The sequence below is a fragment of the Nocardiopsis moroccensis genome, from assembly GCF_055763695.1.
The window spans coordinates 3,640,001-3,664,422 of the sequence record NZ_CP199747.1 but is presented as its reverse complement, the minus strand read 5'-3'; the positions used below and the strand labels follow the sequence as shown (position 1 = coordinate 3,664,422).

At 70.5% G+C, this 24,422-nt stretch carries 19 protein-coding genes; 11 read left to right on the top strand and 8 right to left on the bottom strand.

Annotated features, from left to right (window positions below; all coding sequences use genetic code 11):
- Positions 1-95: 95 nt before the first annotated feature.
- Positions 96-1,091, top strand: coding sequence for a stage II sporulation protein M (locus ACUKCB_RS16240; protein ID WP_473036452.1), 996 nt, complete (start codon positions 96-98; stop codon positions 1,089-1,091).
- Here ACUKCB_RS16240 and ACUKCB_RS16235 read toward each other — a convergent pair.
- The 6 genes from ACUKCB_RS16235 to ACUKCB_RS16210 form a co-directional block, all read right to left on the bottom strand.
- The gene (locus ACUKCB_RS16235; RefSeq protein ID WP_473036451.1) at positions 1,088-3,124 is read right to left on the bottom strand and encodes a tetratricopeptide repeat protein; all 2,037 of its coding nucleotides are present in this window, start codon (positions 3,122-3,124) and stop codon (positions 1,088-1,090) included. The genes ACUKCB_RS16240 and ACUKCB_RS16235 overlap by 4 nt on opposite strands.
- Positions 3,125-3,186: 62 nt before the next feature.
- Positions 3,187-4,485 (bottom strand): DUF58 domain-containing protein, encoded by a 1,299-nt coding sequence (locus tag ACUKCB_RS16230; protein ID WP_473036450.1) that lies wholly within the window; start codon positions 4,483-4,485, stop codon positions 3,187-3,189.
- Positions 4,485-5,468: an AAA family ATPase gene (locus tag ACUKCB_RS16225; RefSeq protein WP_473036449.1), complete on the bottom strand. Its 984-nt coding sequence runs from the start codon at positions 5,466-5,468 to the stop codon at positions 4,485-4,487. The genes ACUKCB_RS16230 and ACUKCB_RS16225 overlap by 1 nt, the downstream gene beginning before the upstream one ends.
- Positions 5,469-5,574: 106 nt before the next feature.
- Entirely contained in the window at positions 5,575-6,759 is a 1,185-nt protein-coding gene (locus ACUKCB_RS16220; protein ID WP_473036448.1) for a DUF4350 domain-containing protein, read from the bottom strand.
- The gene (locus tag ACUKCB_RS16215) at positions 6,756-7,406 is read right to left on the bottom strand and encodes a DUF4129 domain-containing protein (protein WP_473036447.1); all 651 of its coding nucleotides are present in this window, start codon (positions 7,404-7,406) and stop codon (positions 6,756-6,758) included. Before ACUKCB_RS16215 ends, ACUKCB_RS16220 begins: the two co-directional genes overlap by 4 nt.
- Positions 7,403-8,836 carry a DUF7847 domain-containing protein gene (locus tag ACUKCB_RS16210; RefSeq protein ID WP_473036446.1) on the bottom strand — a complete coding sequence of 478 codons (1,434 nt, stop codon included), beginning with the start codon at positions 8,834-8,836 and terminating at the stop codon, positions 7,403-7,405. Before ACUKCB_RS16210 ends, ACUKCB_RS16215 begins: the two co-directional genes overlap by 4 nt.
- 435 nt (positions 8,837-9,271) lie before the next feature.
- On the opposite strand from ACUKCB_RS16210, the gene mtrA reads away from it, so the two are divergent.
- From mtrA to hpf, 5 genes are all read left to right on the top strand, one after another.
- Positions 9,272-9,949 (top strand): MtrAB system response regulator MtrA, encoded by a 678-nt coding sequence (gene mtrA / locus ACUKCB_RS16205; RefSeq protein WP_191268349.1) that lies wholly within the window; start codon positions 9,272-9,274, stop codon positions 9,947-9,949.
- Between the two features lie 16 nt (positions 9,950-9,965).
- The gene (gene mtrB, locus ACUKCB_RS16200; RefSeq protein ID WP_473036445.1) at positions 9,966-11,747 is read left to right on the top strand and encodes an MtrAB system histidine kinase MtrB; all 1,782 of its coding nucleotides are present in this window, start codon (positions 9,966-9,968) and stop codon (positions 11,745-11,747) included.
- A 44-nt stretch (positions 11,748-11,791) separates the two neighbouring features.
- Positions 11,792-13,642: an LpqB family beta-propeller domain-containing protein gene (locus ACUKCB_RS16195; RefSeq protein ID WP_473041029.1), complete on the top strand. Its 1,851-nt coding sequence runs from the start codon at positions 11,792-11,794 to the stop codon at positions 13,640-13,642.
- 120 nt (positions 13,643-13,762) lie between these two features.
- Positions 13,763-14,587 carry a ComF family protein gene (locus ACUKCB_RS16190; RefSeq protein ID WP_473036444.1) on the top strand — a complete coding sequence of 275 codons (825 nt, stop codon included), beginning with the start codon at positions 13,763-13,765 and terminating at the stop codon, positions 14,585-14,587.
- Positions 14,588-15,324: 737 nt separating this feature from the next.
- Positions 15,325-15,996, top strand: coding sequence for a ribosome hibernation-promoting factor, HPF/YfiA family (gene hpf, locus ACUKCB_RS16185; RefSeq protein ID WP_473036443.1), 672 nt, complete (start codon positions 15,325-15,327; stop codon positions 15,994-15,996).
- 92 nt (positions 15,997-16,088) lie between these two features.
- Here the strand turns inward: hpf and ACUKCB_RS16180 are convergent, their stop codons facing one another.
- The gene (locus tag ACUKCB_RS16180) at positions 16,089-16,583 is read right to left on the bottom strand and encodes a hypothetical protein (RefSeq protein ID WP_473036442.1); all 495 of its coding nucleotides are present in this window, start codon (positions 16,581-16,583) and stop codon (positions 16,089-16,091) included.
- A 326-nt stretch (positions 16,584-16,909) separates the two neighbouring features.
- On the opposite strand from ACUKCB_RS16180, the gene secA reads away from it, so the two are divergent.
- Positions 16,910-19,759: a preprotein translocase subunit SecA gene (gene secA / locus ACUKCB_RS16175; protein ID WP_473036441.1), complete on the top strand. Its 2,850-nt coding sequence runs from the start codon at positions 16,910-16,912 to the stop codon at positions 19,757-19,759.
- Positions 19,760-19,889: 130 nt separating this feature from the next.
- Here secA and ACUKCB_RS16170 read toward each other — a convergent pair whose 3' ends face one another.
- Positions 19,890-20,933 (bottom strand): SIS domain-containing protein, encoded by a 1,044-nt coding sequence (locus ACUKCB_RS16170; protein WP_473036440.1) that lies wholly within the window; start codon positions 20,931-20,933, stop codon positions 19,890-19,892.
- Positions 20,934-21,231: 298 nt separating this feature from the next.
- Between ACUKCB_RS16170 and ACUKCB_RS16165 the strand changes: the two genes are divergently transcribed.
- From ACUKCB_RS16165 to ACUKCB_RS16150, 4 genes are all read left to right on the top strand, one after another.
- Positions 21,232-21,969: a GntR family transcriptional regulator gene (locus tag ACUKCB_RS16165; RefSeq protein WP_191268342.1), complete on the top strand. Its 738-nt coding sequence runs from the start codon at positions 21,232-21,234 to the stop codon at positions 21,967-21,969.
- Between the two features lie 48 nt (positions 21,970-22,017).
- On the top strand, positions 22,018-23,484 hold the full coding sequence (locus tag ACUKCB_RS16160; protein WP_473036439.1) for a PTS transporter subunit EIIC: 1,467 nt from the start codon (positions 22,018-22,020) through the stop codon (positions 23,482-23,484).
- A gap of 119 nt (positions 23,485-23,603) precedes the next feature.
- Entirely contained in the window at positions 23,604-23,840 is a 237-nt protein-coding gene (locus tag ACUKCB_RS16155) for a PTS sugar transporter subunit IIB (RefSeq protein ID WP_191268340.1), read from the top strand.
- Between the two features lie 91 nt (positions 23,841-23,931).
- A complete protein-coding gene (locus tag ACUKCB_RS16150; protein WP_473036438.1) occupies positions 23,932-24,420 on the top strand; it encodes a PTS sugar transporter subunit IIA in 489 nt (162 codons plus the stop codon).
- Positions 24,421-24,422 lie beyond the last annotated feature (2 nt).

Sequence of the window (24,422 nt, the reverse complement as noted above, 5' to 3'; positions counted from 1 at the left end):
GTGTCTGAAACCGTCGCTTTGACACTACCTGCCAGAGGAGGGGCGAGTTCGCACCCGTCGCGGTCCCGGGGGCCGGATCCAGTAGTGTCCAGTGCGTGGATATCGACGTGTTCGCCGCGGCGCACGCCCGGGAGTGGGAACGGCTGGACGAATTGGTGCGCAGGCGCCGTTCGCTCACAGGTGAGGAGGTCGACGAACTCGTCGAGCTCTACCAGCGGGTGTCGACCCACCTGTCGGTGGTCCGCACCTCGGGGCAGGACCCGGCTCTGGCGGGACGGCTGTCCTCCCAGGTGGCCCGCGCCCGATCCGCGGTCACCGGCTCGCACGCCTCCTCGTGGGCCGACTTCGCGGGGTTCTTCACCAGGGTGTTCCCGGCGGTGCTGTACCGGCTGCGCTGGTGGTGGATCGGCGTCACGGTGGGAACCCTCACGGTGTCGACGGTGACCGGGGTGTGGATCGCCACCAACCCCGACGTCCTGGCCGCACTGGGCACCCCGGAGTCCATCGCGCGCTACGTCGAGCACGACTTCGCCAACTACTACGTGGAGAACCCTCCGGGGTCGTTCGCGGCCCAGGTGTGGACCAACAACGCCTGGGTGGCGGCGCAGGCGATCATCTTCGGGGTGGCCTTCGGCCTGCCGACGCTCGGTGTGCTGTTCCTCAACGCGGTCAACCTGGGGGTGGCCGGGGGGATGATGTTCTCGCTCGACCGCGGAGACGTGTTCTTCGCGCTGATCCTCCCGCACGGCCTGTTGGAGCTGACCGCCGTGTTCGTGGCCGGGGGAGTGGGGCTGAAGCTCGGCTGGACGCTGGTCTCCCCGGGGCGGCGGACCCGTCTGCGCGCCCTGGGCGAGGAGGCCCGCGCGGCCGTCGCCGTGGCGCTGGGCCTGGTGGTGGTGCTGTTCGTCTCGGGCCTCATCGAGGGCCTGGTCACCGGGTGGGTAACCAACACCTGGCTGGCGATCGGCATCGGCGTGGTCGCCGAGGCCCTGTTCTTCGCCTACGTGTTCACCGTGGGCAGGAAGGCCCACCAGGAAGGCGAGACCGGCGACATCGAGAACGCCCCCGCGGCCGTCCCGGTGGCCGGTTAGCCGGAGTTCACGGCCCCGCCAGCCCTGGGCTCCTCCAGGGGCATACCGGCCAGGCGGTCGCGGACCAGTCGGGTCTGCGGGTGCCCCTCACCCAGGTGGTAGGAGCGGCTCCTCAGTACGCTCCCGAAGATCCGGTGGGCCGCGTCGTCGTCACCGCGCCGCAGCGCGAGCAGCCCGAGCTTGTACTCGGCGTTCAGGGTGAGGCGATGTAGCTCGCCCAGGAGATCCCGACGGGTCTCGAAGACCTCCCGGAACAACGGTTCCGCCGCGTCCGTGTCGTGCTCCTGAAAGGCGGCGTACCCGAGTGCGTCCATGGAGGCCAGGGTCTCGGCGGACTCCGGCCCCTGCACCCTCAGCCGCGCCTCCAGAATCTCCGTGTGCTGTTGCCTGGCGAGTGCCCAGTCCCCGCGCATTCCGGCCACCAGGGCGATCTGGTGCCGTGTGTCCAGGGTCCGGGGGTGTTCGGTACCCAGCAGTCGTTCCCTGTCCGTGAGCAACGCGAGATACTCCTGCTCCGCCTCCGGTACACGGTCCTGGAAGAGCCACGCCTCGGCGCACAGGTGCCGGGCCTGGAGGGTGAAAGGATCTTCGGGGCCCAGTGTTTCCTCGGCGCTCCTCCAGGCGGCACCCGCGTGCCGCTCCGCCTCGGCGAACTGACCCAGCTGCAGGTGCCGTCGTGCCTCAGCGAGTCCGACCCTTATCTCGAACTCCGGCCCGAGCGAGGGCACCTTGCGGGCCAGAGAGCCCAAGGCGGCGAAGGCGCCCCGCTCGAGCCGAGGGTGCTGGTCGCCCTGTCCCGTCAACAGCGCCTCGATCTCCAGAATCAGGGGCCGGTCGGTCTCGCCGAGCCGTGATCGCACCGTCTCCGAGACCAGGGGGTGCAGGCGCAACCCGCGCCCCACGAAGCGCAGCTCGGCCTGGACCAGTCCGTGGACGATCAGCGAGTTCACCGCCCGGGCGAAGGACGCCTCGTCCAGCGGCTGATCCGCGACGTCGATGGCACCGCCGAGCAGCTCGGACACCGGCAGCCTCCGCAGCGGCACGGTCTGCCCCTGCGGGCCGAGCAGGGCCAGAGCCCGCAGCAGTGGGACGGCCTGCGGGTTCTGTTCTCCCACCATGCGCAGGGACAGGTCCCAGACCCCGGAGAGCAGGCGGCGCTCGCTGTCGCCCCCCGTGACCAGAGGTTCGGAGAGTTCGTCGAGCCGCGCGACGTTCCCGTCGAGGTGCTCCAGCAGTGAGTTCGCGTTGGGGAAGAGGATGTGGTGGGTGGCCAGGATGCTTCCGGCCAGGAAGAGCGCCAAAGGCACCCCGCCCAGGCGTTCGGCCAGCTCTTCAGCCCCCGGCAGGTACTCGGCCCCCGCGTGGTCCGTCAGTGCCGCGGTCGCGTCCGCACTCTCCAGAACCCCTACCCGGTGCACCTTCGCCGGTGCCCACAGCGCGGGGTCGTCCAGTCTGCTGGTCACGAGCACGAAGCCCTTCGGGCTGGAACGCAGCCAGCCCCGCTGCTCGCCCGGCCGGTGCTCGGGGTCGATCTCCGCGGCCCGGTCGGCATTGTCGATTACCAGCAGCCAAGGGTAAGTCGCGGTGTCCAGGTACCGCCACACCCATCGGGCCGCCTGCCGTGGCGCGTTCCGAAGCCGCTCCGCCTCCTCACGAGAACCGCCCAGCTCCACGGCGACCTCCAACATGCTCGGCAGGATCGCGTCCGGACGCACCCAGAAAACGGTCCACCCTTTCCCCCGCGCATGCGAGGCCAGGGCTGCCGCCGCGGTCGTCTTGCCGAACCCGCCGGGTCCGGTGAGCACATGCGGCACTGATGACCCGCGTTCCATGGCTGCCTGGAGTTCCAGCAGGAGGTCATCACGCCCGCGCGGTGTGGTTGCTGTCCGCGGAGCGTCAAGGGAGACGTCGGAGACAGGCAGGGGCACCGCTGCGGCGTTCAGGGTGACGCTGCCGTGAATCTCTCGGACCTGGAGCAGCTGCCCGTAGATGGTTCCGGTGGCGTGGTTGTGGGCGTCGGGGGGTGAGGCCATGTCCCCATAGTGCCCGAAGGGGGCGCCCTCCGACGGAGAGCGCCCCCTTCGGGAAGCCGGTGCTACAACCGTCCCTGGGCCTTGAGGTTGATGTAGGCGTCGGCCAGGGCCGGGGCGATGCGGTCCGGGGACGCGTCCACCACCTCCGCGCCCATGCGGCGCAGCTCGGCGCTGATCCGGTGCCGTTCGCTGAGCGTGCGCTCGGCGGAGGCGGCCCGGTACAGCGCCTCGGTGCTGCCCCGTTCCGCCGCCATCTCCTCCACCTTCGGGTCCTTGACCGCCGCCACCATCAGCAGGTGGCGAGAGGACAGCAGCGGAAGCCTCGGCAGCAACCCCTCCTCCAAGGAAGTGGCGTTGAGGTCGGTCAGCAGCACCACGAGCCTGCGGGCCCGCCCCTGGGCCATCACCGAGCTCACCAGCCCCGCCGGGTCCGACTCCACCAGCTCGGCCTCCAGCGGAGCCATGGCCTCCACCACACGGTGTACCTGGCTTCCCCTGCCCGAGGCCTTCACCTGGGCGCGCACCCTCCGGTCGTAGGCCATGAAGTCCACCCGGTCGCCCGCCCGGCCCGCCAGCGCCGTCAACAGCAGCGCGGCGTCCATGGCGTGGTCCAGGCGCGGGGTGTCCCCCACCCGTCCGGCCGAGGTGCGGCCGGTGTCCAGTACGACGAGGATCCGCCGGTCCCGCTCGGGCCGCCAGGTCCGCACCACCACGCCGTCGTTGCGTGCGGTCGCGCGCCAGTCGATGGAGCGCACGTCGTCGCCGGGCACGTAGTCGCGCAGGGAGTCGAACTCACTGCCCTGACCGCGCACCATCGCCGTGTGCTGACCTTCCAGCTCACGCAGCCGCGACAGCTTGCCGGGCAGGTGCCTGCGGCTGTGGAACGGCGGCAGCGTCCGCACGGTCCACGGGGCGGTGAGCGTGCGCTGCCGTCCGGCCAGCCCCAGCGGGCCGATGCTGCGCACCGTCACCCCCGCGGAGCGGGCGTCGCCGCGCCGCGTCGGGGTGAGCACGGTCCGGACCCGGCGGCGCTCACCGGGTCCCACCCGCAGGGGTTGGGACCCGGGGGCGGCGTGCGCACTCGGCGGCCAGGCGTCCCGTACCGAGCCGCGCAGCCGGCGCCCGGTCGGGTTGGCCACCGTCACGTACACCTCGGCGCTCTCGCCCAGCCGCAGCGAGGTGTCGCCCTCCCGGGACAGGCGCATCCGCTTCGGCCCGGTCGCCAAGAACACGTCCAACGCGACCAGCAGCACCACCAGGCCCACGCAGACGTAGGCGACGGTCGCGCCGATCTGACCGGAGATCGCCACCGCGCCCGTCGCGAGGAGCGCGAGCAGCGCGGCCCGGCCGGTGACCACCATCAGCGCGGCACCTGGACGGAGGCCAGCACACCGTCCAGGATTCCGTCGGTGGTGGCCCCCTCCAACTCGGCCTCCGGGCGCAGCCCGATCCGGTGCCGCAGCGTGCCCTTGGCCAGGGCCTTCACGTCGTCGGGCGTCACGTAGTCGCGGCCGGACAGCCACGCCCACGCCCGGCTCGTGCGCAGCAGCGCCGTCGCACCGCGGGGTGAGGCGCCCAACTGGAGGGAGGGCGACTGACGGGTGGCCCGGCACAGGTCCACGATGTAGCCGAGGACCTCGGGCGCGATCCGCACCTGCGCCACCGCGTCCCGGGCCGCCTGCAACTCGGCGGCGCCCGCCACCGCGCCCACACCGGCGGCCGCCAGGTCGCCCGGGTCGAAGCCGGCGGCGTGGCGGCCCAGCATGTCCACCTCGGCGGCGCGTTCGGGCAACGGGACCGTCACCTTCAGCAGGAACCGGTCCAGCTGGGCCTCGGGCAGCGGGTAGGTGCCCTCGTACTCGACCGGGTTCTGGGTGGCCGCGACCATGAACGGGTCCGGGAGGGCGACCGGGCGCCCCTCCACGGTGACCTGCCGTTCCTCCATGGCCTCCAGCAGCGAGGCCTGGGTCTTGGGCGGGGTCCGGTTGATCTCGTCGGCCAGCAGCAGGTTGGTGAAGACCGGGCCCTTCATGAACTCGAACTTCGCCGTGTTCTGGTCGTAGACGAGCGAACCCGTCACGTCACCCGGCATCAGGTCAGGGGTGAACTGCACCCGTTTGTGGTCCAGTGACAGGGCCTGCGAGACCGTGCGCACGAGCAGTGTCTTGGCGACACCGGGCACGCCCTCCATCAGCACGTGGCCACGGCACAGCAGTGCCACGACCAGGCCGGTCACCGTCTCGTCCTGGCCCACGACCGCCTTGGCCACCTCGCGGCGCAGGGCGGTCAGCGCCGCCCGGGCCTCGTCGGCGGATGGCAGTGCCTCGGGTGTGAAGGCGCTCACGTGCCGTCTACCTCTCTCGATACCTCAGTGGTCTGTTCTCGTCTGCGGGGGGCGCGGCCGGGGAGTGGCGCCGCGTCCGTCTCCGGCCCCGCCCCGGCTTCCGGGCTCACCGCAGCCTTCCGGCGAGCCGGTCGAGTTCGTCGGCGAGCCGCAGCATCGCCTCGTCGTCCGCCGTGTACGGGTCCGGTTGGGGCGGGTACAGGAGCCGCCACAGGTCCTGGGGGTCCTCTCCGCTCCGGGCGGCGGCCGCGGCCACCACCGAATCCGGGCCGGAATCGGCGCGCAGACCCAGCTTGGGCACCGAACGCTCCAGGAACCCGTTGCGCAGGGCCGAGGCCGCGCGGTCGCGCGCCTTGCGGGACTGGTACAGCCCGGCACGGCCCTCGGTGGTCTCCGAGGCCCGGACCAGGGCGGGGAGCGATTCCGGGACCAGGGCGCCCATCCGCCGCCCGCGCCAGAGGGCGAGCAGCAGCAGGGTCAGCGCCAGGGGGGCCAGGGACCAGCGCAGGCCCGCGGGTACGAGCTCCCACAGGGTGGCGCTCCCGACCTCCTCGGGCGCGTCCGGGCGCAGCCACACCACGTCCTCGGCGGAGAGCAGGTTCAGCGCCAGGGCGGCGTTGCCCGCGGAGTCCAGCTCACGGTTGGTGAGCGGGTCCCCGGTGCCCAGCACCGTCGTGGTGGATCCGTCGGGTGCGGTCACCTGGAGCAGCCCGGAGCCGTCGGCGGCCGGATAACAGCCCAGGGCCTCGGCCCCGTCCCCGGCCCTGTAGAGCTCCCCGGTGACCCCGGCGTCCCCCGCCGCGGTCGCGGCGGGCAGCGCGCACCCGGGTTCGAGGGTGCGTTCGTCGTCGACCCGGCCGGTCATGTCCGCCCCGGGTGCGAAAGCCGCGAGGGAACGCAGGGAGGGCCGCACAAGGACGGTGTCGGACCCCAGGTCGGCCAGGGCGTCCAGCTCCTCGGGGAGCAGCCGGTGGTCCAGCAGGACCACCAGCACGGTGTCCTCCCCCGACCGTTCCACGGCCCGCGCCGCAGCTTCGGAGGTACGGGCGACGGTGACGTCGGAATCCTCGTCGAGGAGCCGTACCAGCGCCCGTGCTCCGTCGGGTTCGGGGCTCCCGGGTTCCAGGTGGCCGGAGGGGAACTGTTCGCTGCCCAGTGACAGCAGGACCGACACCGCGACCAGCAGGCCGATCACGGCGGCGGGTGCCCGGCCGGCCCGCCACAGGCGTCCGGCGGCGGATCCCGGCGCTGAGCCGGCCGGTGGGTGTTCGGGCGGCGCGGTGGTCGTCATCGTCGCCCTTCGTCATGGGTCGGGGACTCGGGTACGACCGGGCGCGCCGCGGCCAGCCGCACGTCCAGCTCACGCAGGGTGCGGGCGGATTCCGCGGTCGCGCCCCGGTCGCCGTAGGCCACGTCGTTGAAGATCTCGGCTCCCCTGTGCAGGCCGGTCGCCTCGTCCGGCAGGGTCCGGGCCGCTTCGGTGGCGAGTTCGGTGGCGGTCCGTCCGGCCCGGGGGCCGATGACGGCTCGTTCCTCCAGGTCCACGCTGATCGCGCGCAGGCGCTCGGTCACCGCCGCGGCGAAGTCGCCCGCGGCCTCGCTCCGGTCCGCCGCCGCGCGGTGGTCGGTGGCGGACCGGGCCTCGTCCTGGTGCACCGACACCTCGGCCCGGCGGTTCCGGGAGGGGCGCAGGTAGAAGATCAGGCCGACCACCAGGGCCAGAACCACCAGCAGGACGCCGGCGAGGAGCCAGCCGCCCGGGACGACCCCCTCGCCCGCGACGACCAGCCGGTCCAGCAGTTCACCCAGCCAGTTGAGGAACCGGTCGATCAGGGACGGTTCGTGGTCCCCGTAGAGCGGGTCGGACAGCTCCTCGATCGCACGCCGCCGTCCCTCCTCCCGGGTGACTTCCAGGGGAGCCGAGTGCGGGGGGCTCACGTGCGGTACTCCGGAAGGTAGATCTCCGGGCCGACCGCCTGGCCCCGCTGCGCGGCCTGGTGCAGCTTGAGGTCCAGTCCCTCGCGGCGCATGCGCAGGTCGATGTAGAGCAGGGTGTTCACCCCGGCGAGGAAGGGCTGGGTGATGGCGTAGATCAGGACGGTGACCACATAGGTGATCACGCCCGCCAGGACCGGCGCCCACACCGCGTCCCCGCCGAGGGTGCTGATGACGCCGGCGAGGAAGCCGAACGGCATGGCCAGGATCATGTTCACCACCAGCACGATCAGCAGGGCCAGCAGCCAGTAGCCCAGAGTCCGCCACCAGTTCTGCTGGGAGAGCCGCCAGGACCTGGCCATGGCCCGGCCCGGACCGAGCCGTTCGAGCACGACCAGGGGCATGGCGTAGTAGAGCCGGATCCAGATCCACAGGGCCGGGATCCCGACGAGGGCACAGCCGACCAGCATGACCAGGAGGCCGACGGCCACGCCCGCCCACGGTTCGTCGGCTCCGAAGGCGATGGCGAAGCCGACGATGAGCGCGATGAACAGGACGACGAAGGCGATGATGCCGATGGCCACCTGGATGCCCAGTTTGATGAAGGCCAGGCCGATGATCGCGCCGACCCGTCCGCGTACGGCCTGCCAGGCCTGCCCCATGGTGAGCCGGTAGCCGAGCACCGACATGCCGACGACCGCGGCGAGCAGACCGAGCAGTACGGCCCCGCCGACGAGGAGGAGCAGGTCCCCGACGAATCCGAGCAGGGTGAGCAGCGGGGAGGTGTTGAAGAGCGGGTCGTCGGGGTCGACCGCGTAGGGGTCCGCCATGATCTCGTCGATGCTCGTGACGTAGTCGTTCGTCACCCAGGTCGTGGAGACGGTGCTGAGCACGGACGCGATCGCCATGACGAGCAGGGCCAGCCCGACGGTGGTCCTCGGGTTGTTGCGGACGTAGCTGAACGCGCCGTTGAAGATGTCGCCGAGCGTCATCGGACGGAGCGCGACCACACCGGGTTTGACGGCCTGCGGTCGCGGGCCGTACCCCTGCGGCGGCCCGTAGGCCTGCTGGGGTCCGTACCCGGGCTGGGGTCCGTAACCCTGCTGGGGCCCGTACCCGGGCTGGGATCCGTAGCCCTGCTGGGGCCCGTAACCGGGAGGGATGCCCTGACCGGGAGCGGGGTGGCCGGGAGGCGGGCCGTACCCCTGCTGCTGCCCTTGACCGGGGGGCGCGCCCTGGCCGGGTGCGCCGTATCCGGGGGGCGGTCCGTGACCGGAGGGCGGGGGCGCGTGGCCCTCCCGAGGCGGTTCGGCGGAGGCCCCCTGGCCTGGTGCGGCCCAGCCGCCGGTCCCGGGAGCGCCTCCGGACTCGGGTGACCCCTGGCCCTCCGGGCTGCCCTCCGGAGTCTCCCGGTGGCCGTCCTCCTGGCTCATCTGCCCCGCCCTCCGTGGGATTCGGTTACTCCGCGCGATCGTTTTCGCGCCAATTCTGACCTGTCGGGAACCAACCTACCGGCCGGTTCCACCGCGCTTCGGCGGTGTTGGAGTGTGTCCCACGACAACCGACGCACTTCATTCCTTTTGTATGCTTTCTGTTACCAACCGGCCAAGTCACGAAGCTTTCTGGGCCTTCCTGGCCAGGGACGACACCGCCGGCGACCGAAAACGGTCCAAAAGGGCCCAACACCGCGGACCGCTCTTCCAACCGCGTCCGAAGCTGGCAAGGTTGGGGGAGGCCGGACGCAGTTCCCCGTGCCCGGGGGACACGGGTACCGACCACTGACGCCGTTTGAGTGTTCCAGGAGAGAGGAGTAGGCGCCGCGGATCCCCGCCCCCGAGGCGGTGGACAACCCGGTGCCGGACACACCGATGAAGGGACGTGTACTGGTTGTCGATGACGACCTCGCCCTCGCCGAGATGCTGGGCATCGTGCTGCGGGGTGAAGGGTTCGAGCCCTCGTTCGTCCACGACGGGGACAAGGCTCTGGAGGCCTTCCACGAGACCAAACCCGACCTGGTCCTCCTCGACCTGATGCTGCCCGGGGCCGACGGGATCGACGTGTGCCGTCAGATCCGCGCCGAGTCCGGGGTTCCCATCGTCATGCTCACCGCCAAGAGCGACACCGTCGACGTCGTCCTCGGTCTGGAGTCGGGGGCCGACGACTACATCGTCAAGCCCTTCAAGCCCAAGGAGCTCGTGGCCCGCGTGCGCGTACGGCTGCGCCGTACCGAGGAGCCCGCGCCCGAGGTCCTCCAGATCGGCGACATCACCATCGACGTCGCCGGACACGCGGTGCGCCGCGACGGCGAACAGATCAGCCTCACCCCGTTGGAGTTCGACCTCCTGGTCGCCCTGGCCCGCAAGCCGCGCCAGGTCTTCACCCGTGAGGTCCTGCTGGAGCAGGTCTGGGGCTACCGCCACGCCGCTGACACGCGCCTGGTCAACGTGCACGTGCAGCGCCTGCGCGCCAAGATCGAGAAGGACCCGGAGCACCCCGAGGTCGTCGTGACCGTCCGCGGTGTCGGCTACAAGGCCGGTACCGCCTGACCTGGTCGGGATCCACATGACCGCGTCCGAACCCGAGGAGGGGCGCAGGACCGAGTCCGAGGGGGAGCGGTCCGCCCCTCCCGTCGGCCTGCCCGAGACCGGGGGCGGCTGGCGGGACAACAACACCGGTCTGACCCGCGCCTACCTGCTCGCCCAACGGGCGGCCCGGGCCCTGGTACGCGTGGTGCACACCAACTGGCGCCGCTCGCTGCACCTGCGGGTCATCAGCACGACCCTGGTCCTGTCCCTGCTGGTGATGGCCGGGCTGGGATACGTGCTGATCTCCGAGGTGCGCGGGGGCCTGTTGGAGGCCAAGACCGAGGCCGCGGTCAACGACCACCGCGCCGGTCTCAACTACGCGCTCCTCGAACTGCGTAAGAACGAGATCGGCGACCGCAACAGGCTTTTGAACAACATCGCGAGCGAGCTGACCAGCCGCAGCGGTGACACCGGGCTCTACAGCGTGTTCATCCTGCCGTCGGTGAGCGACGAACTCGGCTGGGCCACCGGTGAGGGCGACGTTCCGCCCAGGCTCGTGGAGCAGGTCCGCCAGTCCGAGGTGCTCGATCAGCAGTACCACACGTACACGCGCATCGACATGGACGACGGTTCGGTCGAGCCGGCCCTGGTCGTGGGCGCCCAGCTCACCCACGCCTACGAGCTCTACTACATCTTCCCGCTCCAGCACGAGCAGGAGATCCTGGACCTGGTCCAGGGCACGGTCGCCCTGGTCGCGATCCTGCTGGTCATCCTGCTCGGGCTCATCGCGTTCGTGATCACCCGCCTGGTGGTCACCCCCGTGCGTTCCGCCGCACAGTCGGCCGAACGCCTGGCCTCGGGCGATCTCACCGAGCGCATGACCGTGCACGGCGAGGACGACCTCGCCCGGCTCGCCATGTCCTTCAACGACATGGCGGGCAACCTGCAGGAGAAGATCCAGGAACTGGAGGAGCTGTCCAAGCTCCAGCGCCAGTTCGTCTCCGACGTCTCGCACGAGCTCCGCACCCCGCTCACCACCATCCGGATGGCCGGGGACCTGCTCTTCGACGACCGCGAGGAGCTCGACACCTCGCACCGGCGCTCCGTCGAACTGCTCCAGAGCCAGGTCGAACGCTTCGAGGAGCTCCTGTCCGACCTGTTGGAGATCAGCCGCCACGACGCGGGGGCCGCCACCCTGGGCACCGAGTCCACGGACATCCGGGACTCGGTGATGAAGGCTGTCGGCGACGCCGAACAGATCGCGGAGCGGCGCGGTATCAAGGTCATCCTGCGCCTGCCCGCGGAGCCCTGCGTAGCCGAGTTCGACACCCGACGGATCAACCGCATCCTGCGCAACCTGGTGGTGAACGCCATCGAACACAGCGAGGGGCGCGACGTGGTGGTCGCGGCGGCCGGCGACCGCGACGCGATCGCCGTGGCGGTGCGCGACTACGGTGTGGGGCTCAAGGAGGGGGAGGAGCACCTGTGCTTCGACCGCTTCTGGCGGGCCGACTACTCCCGGGTGCGCACCACCGGCGGCACCGGCCTGGGCCTGTCCATCGCCAAGGAGGACGCCACCCTGCACGGGGGCTGGCTCCAGGCCTGGGGGATGCCCGGTCAGGGATCGCAGTTCCGGCTGTCCCTGCCTCGGCGCTCCGGGGCCGAGCTGCGGGGGTCCCCCTTGCCGCTGGTTCCTCCGGAGATCGCCCTGGGGCGCAACTTCACGTCTCTCGGCGACAAGGACGACGGGAACGGTGCGCCGGAGACCCGGAGCCCGGAGAGGGAACGGCCCGGAGCCGACGAGGAGGAGGCCCTGTGAGCGACGTGGTGAGCCCAGGACGATGGAAGCGGGCAACGAGCACCATGGCCGCGGGCGTGCTCGCCTGCGTGTCTCTGGGGGCCTGCGCGAGCGTTCCCATGACCGGTCCCGTCGTTCCCGGTGAGGGCGGGGACACCTCGGGTGACCCCTACGGCAGCTACGTACGGCTCCTGCCCGCCGGACCCCAGCCCGGGGTGGAGCCCGAGGGCCTGATCAACGGTTTTCTCCAGGACATGGGCAGCTTCGAGGACGACCACAAGGCCGCCCGCAGTTACATGCTCCCCGAGATGAGCGAGGACTGGTCCCCGGACGGCTCCGTCCAGGTCTTCGCCGACCTGGACGCGGTGAACCTCGAGTCCGAGGTCTCCGCCGACGGCCTCACCGCCACGGTGCGGCTGCTCAGCAACGAGGTCGCCAGCATCGACGAGAGCGGCAAGTACGTCCCGGCCGATACCGGGACCGTGCTCGAGGAGACCTTCACCCTGGCCCGCGAGGGGGGCGACCCCGAAGGCGAGTGGCGGATCCAGGACCTGCCCGAGGAGATCATCCTCAGCCAGTTGGACGTCGAGCGCACCTACCGCCCGTTCAACCTCTACTACTTCAACCCGGACGGGACGGCCCTGGTCCCGGACCCGGTCTACTTGCCGGTGAGTACCGACCAGCTCGCCGACCGCCTCCTGCGCAAACTCGCCCTGGGGCCCACCGACTGGTTGGACCCGGCGGTGACGTCCTCCTTCCCCGACGGGCTCGTGCCCAAGGTCGAGGTCGACTCCGAACGGGTCATGATCAGTGTCAAGGGCCCGACCGAGGCGGACGAGTACAGCATGGGCGCGCAGATCGCCTGGACGCTGCGGCAGCTTCCCGAGATCCAGGAGTTCACCCTCCGGATCAACGGCGAGGAGGTCGGTTTCCCCCAGGCGGACGGGGAGAGCTCCGACCGGCCGCGCCCGGGCAGCGACTTCTGGGACCGGGTGAGCCCCGGCGCCATGTCCCCGGACGTGCACGCCTACTTCACGCACGAGGGCCAGCTGTGGTCCGCCTCCGACTGGGAGCCGGACACCTTCGAGGACGCCGAACGGGTCCCGGGCCCCCTCGGTGCCGGAGACGTCCAGCTGGACCGGTTCGCGGTCTCGCTCGACGAGAGCACCGTCGCCGGTGTCACGCTGGGCGGCGGGGAGGTCGTCACCAGTTTCACCAGCCCCGGAGCGGAGACCAGGGAGGTCCTCGCCGACGGGGTGTTCACCGAGCTGTCCTGGGACGTGAACGGCAACCTCTGGGTGGTCGAGGAGATCGAGGGCCCGGACCCGGAGGAGGACTCGGAGGACGAGGGAGCCCCGGAGCCGGACGCCGTCCAGCCCGAAGGCGCCGGGGATACGCGCCCGCCCGCCCCGGAGGACACCGCGCTGTGGATGCTGCGCGACGGGGACGAGGTGGTCGAGGCCCAGGTGACGGGGCTACGGGGGCACACCCTGGTGCACTTCAAGATCTCCCGGGACGGCTCCCGGGCCGCCGTGGTCACCGAACGGGACGGGGAACGCGCGCTCCAGGTCGGCCGGGTCGTGGAGGGTGAGGACGGCCAGGTCTCGGTGGGCGGCTTCATCCCCCTGGCGCAGCAGGAACTGGACGACGTCACCGGTATCGCCTGGCGTTCGAGCGACCAACTGGTCGTCCTGGGCAGCCGTGACGGCGGCACCCAGCAGGCGCTGTTCGTCGCCCTGGACGGGGGTACGCCCGCAGCCAGCGCCGGAGCTCCGGGCGCGGGTACGGTCACCATCACCGGAGCCCCCGGGCAGCCCCTGCTCGCCGGTTCCGACGACGGCAACGTCTGGGCGTCCAACGACCCCCTGAACTGGCAGGTCGTGGTGGAGGGCAGCTCGCCCACCTACCCGGGCTGACCCCGGGCCCGACGCGCCCCCCACGCGCCCTCCCCGCCGCTGCGGGGAGGGCGCGTCGGGTTTTCCACAGGCGGGGCGGCGGCACTGGCGGGGACGGCCGTGGCGGTCGATCCTGGAACCATGGACCAACGGACCGGTGCTCTCCGCCGGCGGCCGGACGGTGTCCTCTCCCTGGTGCGACGTCTCCTGGCCGGCCTGCTCGAGGCCCTCCTCGAACTGCTGCTGCCGCACGCCTGCGCGGGATGCGCGAGCCCGGAGGGGCCGCTGTGCGCCCGCTGCCGGACGGTTCTGGAGCGCAGACCGCACCCGTGCGCCCCACGTGAGCGCTGCCCGCCGGCCTGGGCCGCCGGGCCCTACGCCGGGCACCACCGCAGGGTCCTGCTCGCCTACAAGGAACGCGGGGACGGACACCTGGCGGATCACCTGGGGGAGCGGTTGGCCGCCGCCTACCACGCCTCGGGTTGGGCGGGGCCGGACACGCTGCTGGTACCGGTCCCGGGTCGCGGGGGATCCTCGTCCCGGCACAGCCCGGTCACCCGTCTGGCGCTGTCCTGTGCGCACCGGGCGGGCGTCGCGTCGACGGGCGGGGTGGTGCCGCTGCTGAGCTACCGACGCAGGACGCGCCGACAGGTCGGGTTGGGGCGCGCGGAGCGACTGGCCAACAGGGAGGGGGCCTTCACCGTCGGCCGGTGGCCCCCTGCCGCGGGCGGGGGCGGTCGTGGCGGCTCGGGGGAGGTCCGGCGGGGCCTGCGCGGTCGCAGGGTGGTCGTCGTGGACGACGTGCTCACCACCGGTGCCACGGTCGCTGAGGCGACCCGTGCGCTGCGCGAGGAAGGGGCCGCGGTGGTGGGCGCCCTGGTGCTGGCCGAACGGTCCGGGTCCCGGAACCGTCTGTCTCCGGTCACGGGAGCGAGGTCGGAACGAAGGTTTTACGAACCCCCCTGAACAGGCGAAAGGTGCATGTTCACAAGGGTTTGCGACGCTTCTCGGTCAGTTGGGCGCCCGTCCGCTACCTGACATCCGCGCCGGGACAGGTTACGGTCCAGGTATGGCACCCGTCCGGGTCCGTGGTTGCGCCGGATTTTTGAAGCTCCCGGGAACACCGGGGAGCGACTCCGGCAAGCCGATGCCAGGCGCAGGCGAAACGGCCCACGTAAGGCGACTTTTCGTCGACCGATCACGGTGCGCCTTAGAGGTAAGTCCTGCCCCGCGGAGGGTCCCGATGTCCCTCATGACAGGGAGAAGAGCAGTAGTCGCGGATAAGAGCGGCGACACTCTCAGCAGGCGGATGTGGGGACGAAGACCAGGTCGGCCGGACGGGTGGCATACCGACGCGCGGGGGTTCGCCGGTCCCGGAGCGCATGCTCCGGGACCGCGGGCCCCCTCCCGTCCCCTTCACACCGACCCGGCCCGTTTCCCAGCCCTCCTGCCCGCCGGGTGTTCGGTACCGAATGGGCCGAAGGTCCTTTTCGCCAGTTCAGAGGTCGTGATCAATCGTGCCCGTGGGGAGCGTGATGACCCTGCCTCTGATGGGTATACGCACTTCCAACCGAGTCGTGACCCGGATCCGACCGGTTCACAGACGGAAGGGGGCTAGCGCGTCACACCTTCCCCGGCGAGGGAGGGGAGCAGAGCCAGCCTGGCCGTCGCCTTCACGGCGGTCACGCGATGAAGGGGGTCCTATGGACATCATCGTCAAAGGTCGACGCACCAGTGTGAGTGACAAGTTCCGACAGCACGTCGAGAACAAGCTCGACAGGCTCTCCAAGTGGGAGCGCAAGGGCATGAGCGTCGATGTGGAGGTGTCCCAGGAGCGCAACCCCAAGCTCGCCGACGTCCGCGAGCGGGTTGAACTGACCATCCACTCCGATGGCCCTGTCATCAGGAGCGAAGCCGCGTCCGCGGACCGCCACGGTGCGCTCGACCTCGCGGTCGACAAGATCGAGGCCCGCCTCCGCAAGTCCGCGGACCGCCGCAAGGTCCACCGAGGAAACCACACTCCCGTCTCCGTGGCGGCCGCGACCGCCGATCTCCCCGGAGACCTGCCCTCATCCACCCCGACAACAGCCGAGGCACCCCCGGCCCAGCGCAGCGGGGACGAGGAGATCAACGGCGTCGAGCTCGACGGCCGCTTCTCCGACGAGTTCGTCGAACTCGACACCCAGGGGGAGACTCCCGTGATCGTGCGGGAGAAGTACCACCGGGCCAAGCCGATGAGCATCGACCAGGCGCTGATGGAGATGGAACTCGTCGGCCACGACTTCTACCTCTTCCACGACGAGGTCAAGGACGCCCCGAGCGTCGTCTACCGCCGTAAGGGCTTCAACTACGGCGTACTGAGGCTTGTGGACTAGGAACCCCGTCTCCGAACTCCTCCGCACGGGAGGTGGAGAACCGAGCCGAACACGCATCGCGGCGGGCCCGAACGGCCCGCCGCGGTCGTGCGTCACGCCTTCCGGCCCCGCTTGATGCGGTGCAGCGGGGTCTGGTGCGGTTCCTCGGATTCGTAGCGCGGCGGGTCGAGCACCACGTCGCCGAGGATGTCGCAGAACACCGCCACCGCGAGCGCCGCGACCAGCAGGACCCCGCCCAGGATCAGCAGCAGTGGGGCGCCGCCCAGGGCGATCCCCAGTCCGCCGAGGGAGAAGCCGGCCACGGCGAGGGCGACGCAGACCCAGGAGGCCGGGCTCCCCCGGTGACCGTTGCTCGGGGCCAGGGTGCCGCCCTGACGTTGGAACCCCCGGATACGCCCCTTCTCACGTTCCTCGTCGGCCGTCGGGTGGTACTGCTCCCACGCCAGAGCCGGGTCGTACGCCGCAGCGGGACGGACGGACGTCCGCCGGGCCCCCTCCACGGCCGTCTCGATCACCTCGGCCGGTGTTCTCGGAGAGAACGTTCGTCCGCCCCTCCCGGCTCGTTCGGTGCCTCTGTTCGCTCGCATGGTGATCCCTCCCGGGAGCACGTTCGCGTCGGCGGAGCCGCGGTCACACGATTGCGCGCACAACCGTTCGGAACCGCCCCTGCACCCATTGCACTACCCGAAGAAATGCGCGAGTCTGCACAAACATCATGAAAAAGGCGGGAACATCCATACCCGTTCCGCTCGTTTGCTGAGAGGACGGGAAGCGGTTCCGGGTCCTCTAGGATGTAGGCCCGAGGACCAGGGGTCCCCCTGATCTCCGTGGCCGCGAAAAGCGGTCAGCGGGCCTAGATCTGACTCTCCGCCCACGGTGGAGCCAACCGCGATCTGCGAGGAGCGCATAGGAAGTGCCAGGCATACTCGACAAGCTCCTGCGCGCGGGTGAAGGAAAGATCCTGCGCCGGCTCAACAAGCTGAAGGACCAGGTCAACGCGCTTGAGGACGACTACGTCGACCTCACCGACGAGGAACTGCGCGACCTCACCCGGGAGTACAAGGAGCGCTACGAGGACGGGGAGTCCCTGGACGACCTCCTCCCCGAGGCCTTCGCCACCGTCCGCGAGGCGGCCAAGCGCACCCTGGGACAGCGCCCCTTCGACGTCCAGATCATGGGCGCGGCGGCTCTGCACCTGGGCAACATCGCCGAGATGAAGACCGGTGAGGGCAAGACCCTGACCGGAAGCCTCGCGGTGTACCTGAACGCCCTCGCGGGCAAGGGCGCGCACGTCATCACGACCAACGACTACCTCGCTCGGCGCGACGCCCAGAACCTGGGCCGCATCTTCCACTTCCTCGGGCTCGGGGTCGGCGTGGTCGGCCCCCAGATGACCGCGGAGGCCCGTCGCAAGGCCTACCAGGCCGACATCACCTACGGCACGAACAACGAGTTCGGGTTCGACTACCTGCGCGACAACATGGCGCTCTCGCTCAAGGACACGGTCCAGCGCGAGCACTTCTTCGCCCTGGTCGACGAGGTCGACTCCATCCTCATCGACGAGGCACGTACCCCGCTGATCATCAGCGGCCCCTCCGAGCAGAACTCGCGCTGGTACTCCGAGTTCGCGAAGATCGCGCCCCGCCTGAAGAGGGACGTCGACTACGACGTCGACGAGAAGAAGCGCACCGTCGGTATCACCGAGTCCGGTGTGGCCAAGGTCGAGGACTGGCTCGGGATCGACAACCTCTACGAGGCGGTCAACACCCCGCTGATCAGCTTCCTCAACAACTCCCTCAAGGCCAAGGAGCTGTACCGCAAGGACAAGGAGTACATCGTCAAGGACGGTGAGGTCCTCATCGTCGACGAGTTCACCGGGCGCGTCCTGGCCGGCCGCCGCTACAACGAGGGCATGCACCAGGCCATCGAGGCCAAGGAGCGCGTCAAGATCAAGGACGAGAACCAGACTCTCGCCAAGGTCACGCTCCAGAACTACTTCCGCCTCTACGAGAAGCTCGCCGGTATGACCGGTACCGCCCAGACCGAGGCGGCGGAGTTCACCCAGACCTACGGTGTCGGCGTCGTCCCCATCCCGACCAACAAGCCGATGATCCGTGAGGACGTCAAGGACGTCGTCTACAAGCACGAGGACGCGAAGTTCCAGGCCGTGGCCGAGGACATCGCCGAGCGCCACCAGGAGGGACAGCCGGTCCTGGTCGGTACGACCAGCGTCGAGAAGTCCGAACTCCTCTCCCGGATGCTCAAGCGCGAGGGCGTCCCGCACGAGGTCCTCAACGCGAAGAACCACGCCCGTGAGGCCTCGATCATCGCGCGTGCGGGCAAGCTCGGCGGGGTCACCGTGGCCACCAACATGGCCGGCCGCGGTACCGACATCATGCTGGGCGGCAACCCCGACTTCCTCGCCGACGAGGAGCTCCAGAGCCGTGGCCTGAGCCCGCTGGAGACCCCGGAGGAGTACGAGGCCGCCTGGCCGGAGGCGTTGGAGAAGGCCAAGGCCGAGTTCGAGGCGGAGCACGAGAAGGTCGTCGAGGCCGGCGGTCTGTACGTGCTCGGCACCGAGCGCCACGAGTCTCGCCGGATCGACAACCAGCTCCGCGGCCGCTCCGGCCGTCAGGGCGACCCGGGTATCTCCCGCTTCTACCTCTCCCTCCAGGACGACCTGCTGCGTCTGTTCAACTCCAGTCGTCTGGAGGCGTTCATGAACCAGCTGAACATCCCGGACGACCAGCCGATCGAGTCCGGCATGGTGAGCAAGGCGATCGCCTCCGCCCAGGGCCAGGTCGAGACGCAGAACTTCGAGATCCGCAAGAACGTCCTCAAGTACGACGAGGTCCTCAACCGCCAGCGCAAGGTCATCTACGCCGAGCGCCGCAAGGTGCTCGAAGGCCAGGACCTGCGCGACCAGGTCGTGGAAATGCTCCAGGAGGTGCTCCGCGGCTACGTCGTGGAGGAGACCGCCCAGGGCGACCCGGAGGACTGGGACCTCGACAAGCTGTGGCGGGCGTTCAAGCAGGTCTACCCGATCAGCTTCACCGTCGACGAGTTCATCGAGCAGAACGGCGACCTGCACACCCTGACCGGTGACCTCATCGCCACCCAGGTGATCGAGGACGCCGGCGCCGCCTACGACGCCCGTGAGGCCGAGCTGGGCGAGGAGGCCATGCGTGAGGTCGAGCGCCGGGTCATCCTGCAGGTGATGGACCGCAAGTGGCGTGAGCACCTCTACGAGATGGACTACCTCCAGGAGGGCATCGGCCTCCGTGCGATGGCCCAGCGCAACCCGCTGATCGAGTTCCAGCGCGAGGGCTTCGACATGTTCCAGCAGATGCTGGAGGCGATCAAGGAGGAGTCGGTCGGCTACCTCTTCAACGTCGAGGTCCAGGTCCGCAAGAAGGAGGAGCCGACCATCACCGCCTCCGCCGCCGCGCAGACCGCCGCGGCCGTGGGCGGCGGCTCCACCGGCGCGGCCGCCGTCGCCACCGCGGTGGAGGAGGACGAGGAGGCAGTCGGGGCCGACGCTCCCGCCGAGGAGTCCGAGCCCGCCGAGGACGTGGTGGTCCCCGGTTTCGGTGAGGGCCAGCCGGACCGCCTCCAGTACTCCGCGCCCAGCGAGGACGGCGGCGTCGAGCGGCACAGCGAGACGGTGGACCACGAGTACGCGGGCACCGCTCGCAACTCGCCCTGCCCCTGCGGTTCGGGCAAGAAGTACAAGAAGTGCCACGGTGACCCCACGGCCAAGTAGCCGCTGAGGAAGCCACGGACACGCGCGTGGGCGCGACCCCCTGGGGGTCGCGCCCACGCGCTGTTCTGTTGGAGATACGGGCCCCGGCCGTACTGTGCCGGGCGCCGGGGCCTCGGGCCGTGGGTCGGGCTCAGGAGGTCTGGGTGACCTTGTTGAGGCCGCGCGGGACGTCGGGGTCGTAGCCCAGACGGCGGGCGAGGTGCTCGGTGAGCAGCTGGGCGGGAACGATGAGGTTCATCGGGGACACCCACTCGGGCACGTCCGGTACCGGCACGGACAGATCGCTCGCCGCGGCCAGGGCCGCGCCGCCGCCGAAGCCGAACACCGGTGCGCCGGCGGACCGGGCCCGCTCCGCGAGGGCGACCGTGCCCTGCAGGGTGGGGCCGTCGGGCGCGGCCACCAGCAGTGCCGGGGTGCGCGGGTCCACGACCGCGATCGGGCCGTGCAGCAGGTCGGCGTAGGACAGGCCCATCGCGTGCAGGTAGCAGGCCTCCTTGAGCTTCAGGGCCGCCTCCAACGCCGTGGAGAAGGCCATGCCGCGTCCGGAGATCACCGCCCCCTGGACGGCCACCATCCGCTCGACGATCTCCTCCAGGGCGTCCGTGGGCGCAGCGAGGGTCTGCTCGATGCCCTCCGGCACCAGGTCCAGTTCACCGGCGTCGAGGTCCGCGCCCAGGCCCAGGGCGAGGACCGCGAGGGCGGCCAGCTGGGTGTTGTAGGTCTTGGTGGCCGGGACCGCGACCTCGTTCCCGGCCCGGGTGACCAGGGCGACGTCGGCCTCGGCCGCTAGCGGGGAGTCCGCGCCGTTGGTGACGCCGACGGTCCGGGCCCCGCAGTCGGCGGCCCAGCGCATGGTCTCGACGATCTCCTCCGTCTTGCCGGACTGGGAGATGGCCACGGCGAGGACGTCCGAGAGGTCGATCCTGGCGCCGTAGGCGGTCGCGATGGAGGGGGAGCCCAGGGTGGCCAGACGGCCGGTGTGTGCCTGCAGGAGGTAACTGCCGTAGACCGCGGCGTTGTCGGAGGAGCCGCGGGCGATGAACAGGACGTGCTTGGTACTGCGGCCGAGCGCCTCGATCTCGGGGCGCAGGGGCAGCAGGTCGGCGAAGGTGCGGCGCAGCGCCTCGGGCTGTTCGGCGATCTCGGAGCTCATCAGGCTCGTCGTGCTGGTCATGGAGAACCCTCCGGGGTGGACGGGCGGGCCTGGACATGCGCCGGGGGCCGCGCTGGTCACTCGTGGACAGGCCGGGGCAACGCCTACGGCCAGTCACGATGCTGGTTCGCTCCGCGTGCCACAAGGTGGATTGACACGCGGGTCGCGCTATGGTCTAGTCCGGACTATACCAGTTGATATCCGGTATGCGCCGGTACGAGTCAGGTGCCGGAGCAGGCCCCGCGCCAGGGCGTGTTCGGTGGATATGCCCTAGGGTCTAACGCCAACCCGACCGCCGACCGAGAAGGCCGCCCGCCCCATGCCGATCGACGCCAGCAACCCGCTGCCCAAGTACGTCCAACTCCGTGACCTGCTCCTGGACTGGATCACCGCGGCCGGGCTGGGCGTGGACGACATGGTGCCCTCCGAGCGCGAGCTCAGCACCACCTACGGCCTCTCCCGGATGACCGTGCGCCAGACCATCGACCTGCTGGTGGCGGAGGGGCGCCTCTACCGGGTTCCGGGCAAGGGCACCTTCGTCGCCCGGCCCAAGATCGAGATGTCCCTCGTCCTGGCGTCCTTCAGCGAGGACATGCGGGCCCGCGGCTACGAACCCGGCGCCCGCGAGCTGATCCGTCAGGTCATCCCGGCCAGCGGCCACACCGCCCGCATGCTCGACATCGCCCCGGGAACCCTCGTCCACCACATCGAACGCATGCGTACCGCAGACGACGAACCCATGGCGGTGGAGCGTTCCAACATCCCCGCGGACATGGTCCCGGGGCTTGAGGACTACGACCTCGCCGAACGATCCCTCTACGAGGTCCTGGAAAACGAGTTCGACATCCTGTTGGATTCCGGAGAACAGACCATCGAGGCCGGGATCTGCGACTCGGCCGACTCCCGCCTCCTCGGCCTGCCCGCCGGAAGCCCGGTGCTGATCATGCAGCGCCGAAGCTTCGCCAAGGGACAGTGCGTCGAACTCGCGCTGTCCACCTACCGTGCCGACCGCTACCAGCTGCACTCCCGCCTCGACCCGAGGCAGCACGGCGACTGACGCACCGCGCCCGCAGGGCGCGCGTTCGAAAGGGAGGTACCCCCCACCATGTCGGACCCGACCCCCGTTTCCCCGGGCGCCCAACGCGGCGCCGAACGCGGAACCAAACGCGGTTCCTCGGCGCTGGCCGTACTCCAGCGGCTCGGCCGCAGCCTCATGATGCCGATCGCGGTCCTGCCCGCCGCCGCGATCCTGCTCCGCCTGGGACAACCCGACCTGCTCGGCGCCGACGGTCTGGCCGGGCTCAGCGGAATGGGCTGGATGGACCCCGTCTCGGGCGCCGTCGGCACCGCGGGCGAAGCGATCTTCGAGGCCCTCCCGCTGCTGTTCGCCATCGGTGTGGCCATCGGCTTCGCCAGGCGCGCCGACGGTTCGACCGCCCTCGCCGCCGTGGTCGGCTACCTGGTGTTCGACCGGGTGGCCACCTGGACGATGGTGACCTTCGACGGCGCCACCGGCGACATCGGCTCACGGCTGGTCAGCTACCCCCTCGCCGTCGATCCGGTGACCAGGGAGCCGCTCACCGACCCGGAGGCGGTCAACGCCGTCGCCCCGATGATCAACCACGCGGTCAAGAACCCCACCGACGTGCTCGGCGGAATCGCGGTGGGCCTGGTGGCGGCGCTGTTGTGGCAGCGCTACCACCGGATCAAACTGCCCACCTGGCTGGGCTTCTTCGGCGGCCGCCGCTTCGTGCCCATCGTCACGGCCCTGGCTGCCCTGCTCATGGGCGTGGTGCTGGGCCTGGTCTGGCCGCTCGTCGGCATGTGGATCCAGAACCTCGGCGAGGCCATCATCGGTGCGGGTGCGCTCGGCGCGGGCCTCTACGGAGTCATCAACCGCGTTCTGCTCCCCATGGGTCTGCACCACGTGGTGAACTCGTTCATCTGGTTCGTCTCCGGCACCCACACCGCCGAGGACGGCACGGTCACCCACGGCGAGATCACCCGGTACTTCGCCGGGGACCCGGACGCGGGCGGCATGCTGTCCGGGTTCTTCCCCGTGCTCATGTTCGGCCTTCCCGGGGCCGCGCTCGCGATGTGGCTGACCGCGTCCAGGGCCAGGCGCACGCAGATCGGCTCGATCATGATCCCCGCGGCGCTGACCGCGTTCGTCACGGGTATCACCGAACCGGTGGAGTTCGCGTTCATCTTCGTCGCACCGGTCCTCTTCGCCGTGCACATCGTGCTGACCGGCATCTCCATGGCGCTGATGAACCTCCTCGACGTCCAGTTGGGCTTCGGCTTCTCCGCCGGGCTGATCGACCTGCTGCTGAACGCGACGAAGGACAACACCCAGGGGTTGGGGATCCTGCTCCTGTTCGGGGCGTTCTACTTCCTGGTCTACTTCGGGATCTTCTACCTGCTCATCACCAGGTTCAACATTCCCACCCCGGGACGCGAGCCGGATCCCGACGAGACAGCCGCCCCGCACACGGCCCCGACCACCGCGGACGGCACCTCCGAAACCGGACCGGAGCGCCCGGCCGACGGGGACGCCGGGCGCTCCGGCTGAGGGCCGCGCCGGCCCGGTGACGACCGGCCACCGCGCCCACCCTGGCAAGTGGGCGAAGTCACCCCTAAGCTCGGTCCAGGCCCCGGGGCACGCGATCCCGGGTAGAGCACGGAGGGCACATGGCGGACAAGGCAGCGGCGATCGTCGCCGGGTTGGGCGGCGCGGCCAACATCGAGGACATCGAGGCCTGCATCACCCGGCTGCGTACCGAGGTCGCCGACCCCGGACTGGTCCGGGAGAACGACCTGAAGGCGGCGGGCGCGCACGGCGTCCTCGTCTCCGGAAACGTCGTCCAGGTGGTGGTCGGCCCGGAGGCGGACTCCCTCACCGACGACATTCGGGACCTTCTCGACTAGTCCTGGCGGAACGGCACCCGAAAGCAGGACTTCGGCCCTTTCGGGTGGCCGGTTCGCGGGTTAAGTTCCGTCCCTGGGGAAGATCTCCTCCATGTCAGACGTGAACGGTGCGCTGCGCGTACTCTCCCCCGTCACCGGAACGGCGATGTCCCTGGAGACAGTGCCGGACCCGGTGTTCTCCCAGAGCATGGTCGGCCCCGGGGTGGCGGTCCACCCCGAACCAGGGCAGGAGGGCGGCCAGGAGTCCCAGCACGAGGCGGTCGCCCCGATCGCCGGGACCCTGGTCAAGCTCCATCCGCACGCCTACGTGGTCATGGCCCCCGGCGGCGGGCGCGGGGTCCTCGTCCATCTGGGCATCGACACCGTGCAGCTCGCCGGCGAGGGGTTCGTCCTCCTCGCCCGGGAGGGCGCGGAGGTGGCGGCGGGCGCCCCGGTGATCCGCTGGTCGCCCGGGACGGTGGCGGCCCTGGGCAAACCCTCGGTCGTTCCGGTGGTGGCCCTGGACGCCCGGCCGGAGGCCCTCTCCGAACAGGCGGAAGGAGCCGTCGAGCCGGGAGAGGCCCTCTTCCTCTGGGAGTGAGG

Bases quoted from the DNA above. Each gene is read 5' to 3' on its own strand.
- ACUKCB_RS16180 (WP_473036442.1), bottom strand. From the start codon at position 16,583: ATGCGAGCGAACAGAGGCACCGAACGAGCCGGGAGGGGCGGACGAACG.
- mtrA (WP_191268349.1), top strand. From the start codon at position 9,272: ATGAAGGGACGTGTACTGGTTGTCGATGACGACCTCGCCCTCGCCGAG.
- mtrB (WP_473036445.1), top strand. From the start codon at position 9,966: ATGACCGCGTCCGAACCCGAGGAGGGGCGCAGGACCGAGTCCGAGGGG.
- ACUKCB_RS16155 (WP_191268340.1), top strand. From the start codon at position 23,604: ATGGCGGACAAGGCAGCGGCGATCGTCGCCGGGTTGGGCGGCGCGGCC.
- ACUKCB_RS16150 (WP_473036438.1), top strand. From the start codon at position 23,932: ATGTCAGACGTGAACGGTGCGCTGCGCGTACTCTCCCCCGTCACCGGA.
- ACUKCB_RS16235 (WP_473036451.1), bottom strand. From the start codon at position 3,124: ATGGCCTCACCCCCCGACGCCCACAACCACGCCACCGGAACCATCTAC.
- ACUKCB_RS16210 (WP_473036446.1), bottom strand. From the start codon at position 8,836: ATGAGCCAGGAGGACGGCCACCGGGAGACTCCGGAGGGCAGCCCGGAG.
- ACUKCB_RS16190 (WP_473036444.1), top strand. From the start codon at position 13,763: ATGGACCAACGGACCGGTGCTCTCCGCCGGCGGCCGGACGGTGTCCTC.
- ACUKCB_RS16195 (WP_473041029.1), top strand. From the start codon at position 11,792: ATGGCCGCGGGCGTGCTCGCCTGCGTGTCTCTGGGGGCCTGCGCGAGC.
- ACUKCB_RS16170 (WP_473036440.1), bottom strand. From the start codon at position 20,933: ATGACCAGCACGACGAGCCTGATGAGCTCCGAGATCGCCGAACAGCCC.
- ACUKCB_RS16165 (WP_191268342.1), top strand. From the start codon at position 21,232: ATGCCGATCGACGCCAGCAACCCGCTGCCCAAGTACGTCCAACTCCGT.
- hpf (WP_473036443.1), top strand. From the start codon at position 15,325: ATGGACATCATCGTCAAAGGTCGACGCACCAGTGTGAGTGACAAGTTC.
- ACUKCB_RS16160 (WP_473036439.1), top strand. From the start codon at position 22,018: ATGTCGGACCCGACCCCCGTTTCCCCGGGCGCCCAACGCGGCGCCGAA.
- ACUKCB_RS16230 (WP_473036450.1), bottom strand. From the start codon at position 4,485: ATGGTGGTCACCGGCCGGGCCGCGCTGCTCGCGCTCCTCGCGACGGGC.
- ACUKCB_RS16220 (WP_473036448.1), bottom strand. From the start codon at position 6,759: ATGACGACCACCGCGCCGCCCGAACACCCACCGGCCGGCTCAGCGCCG.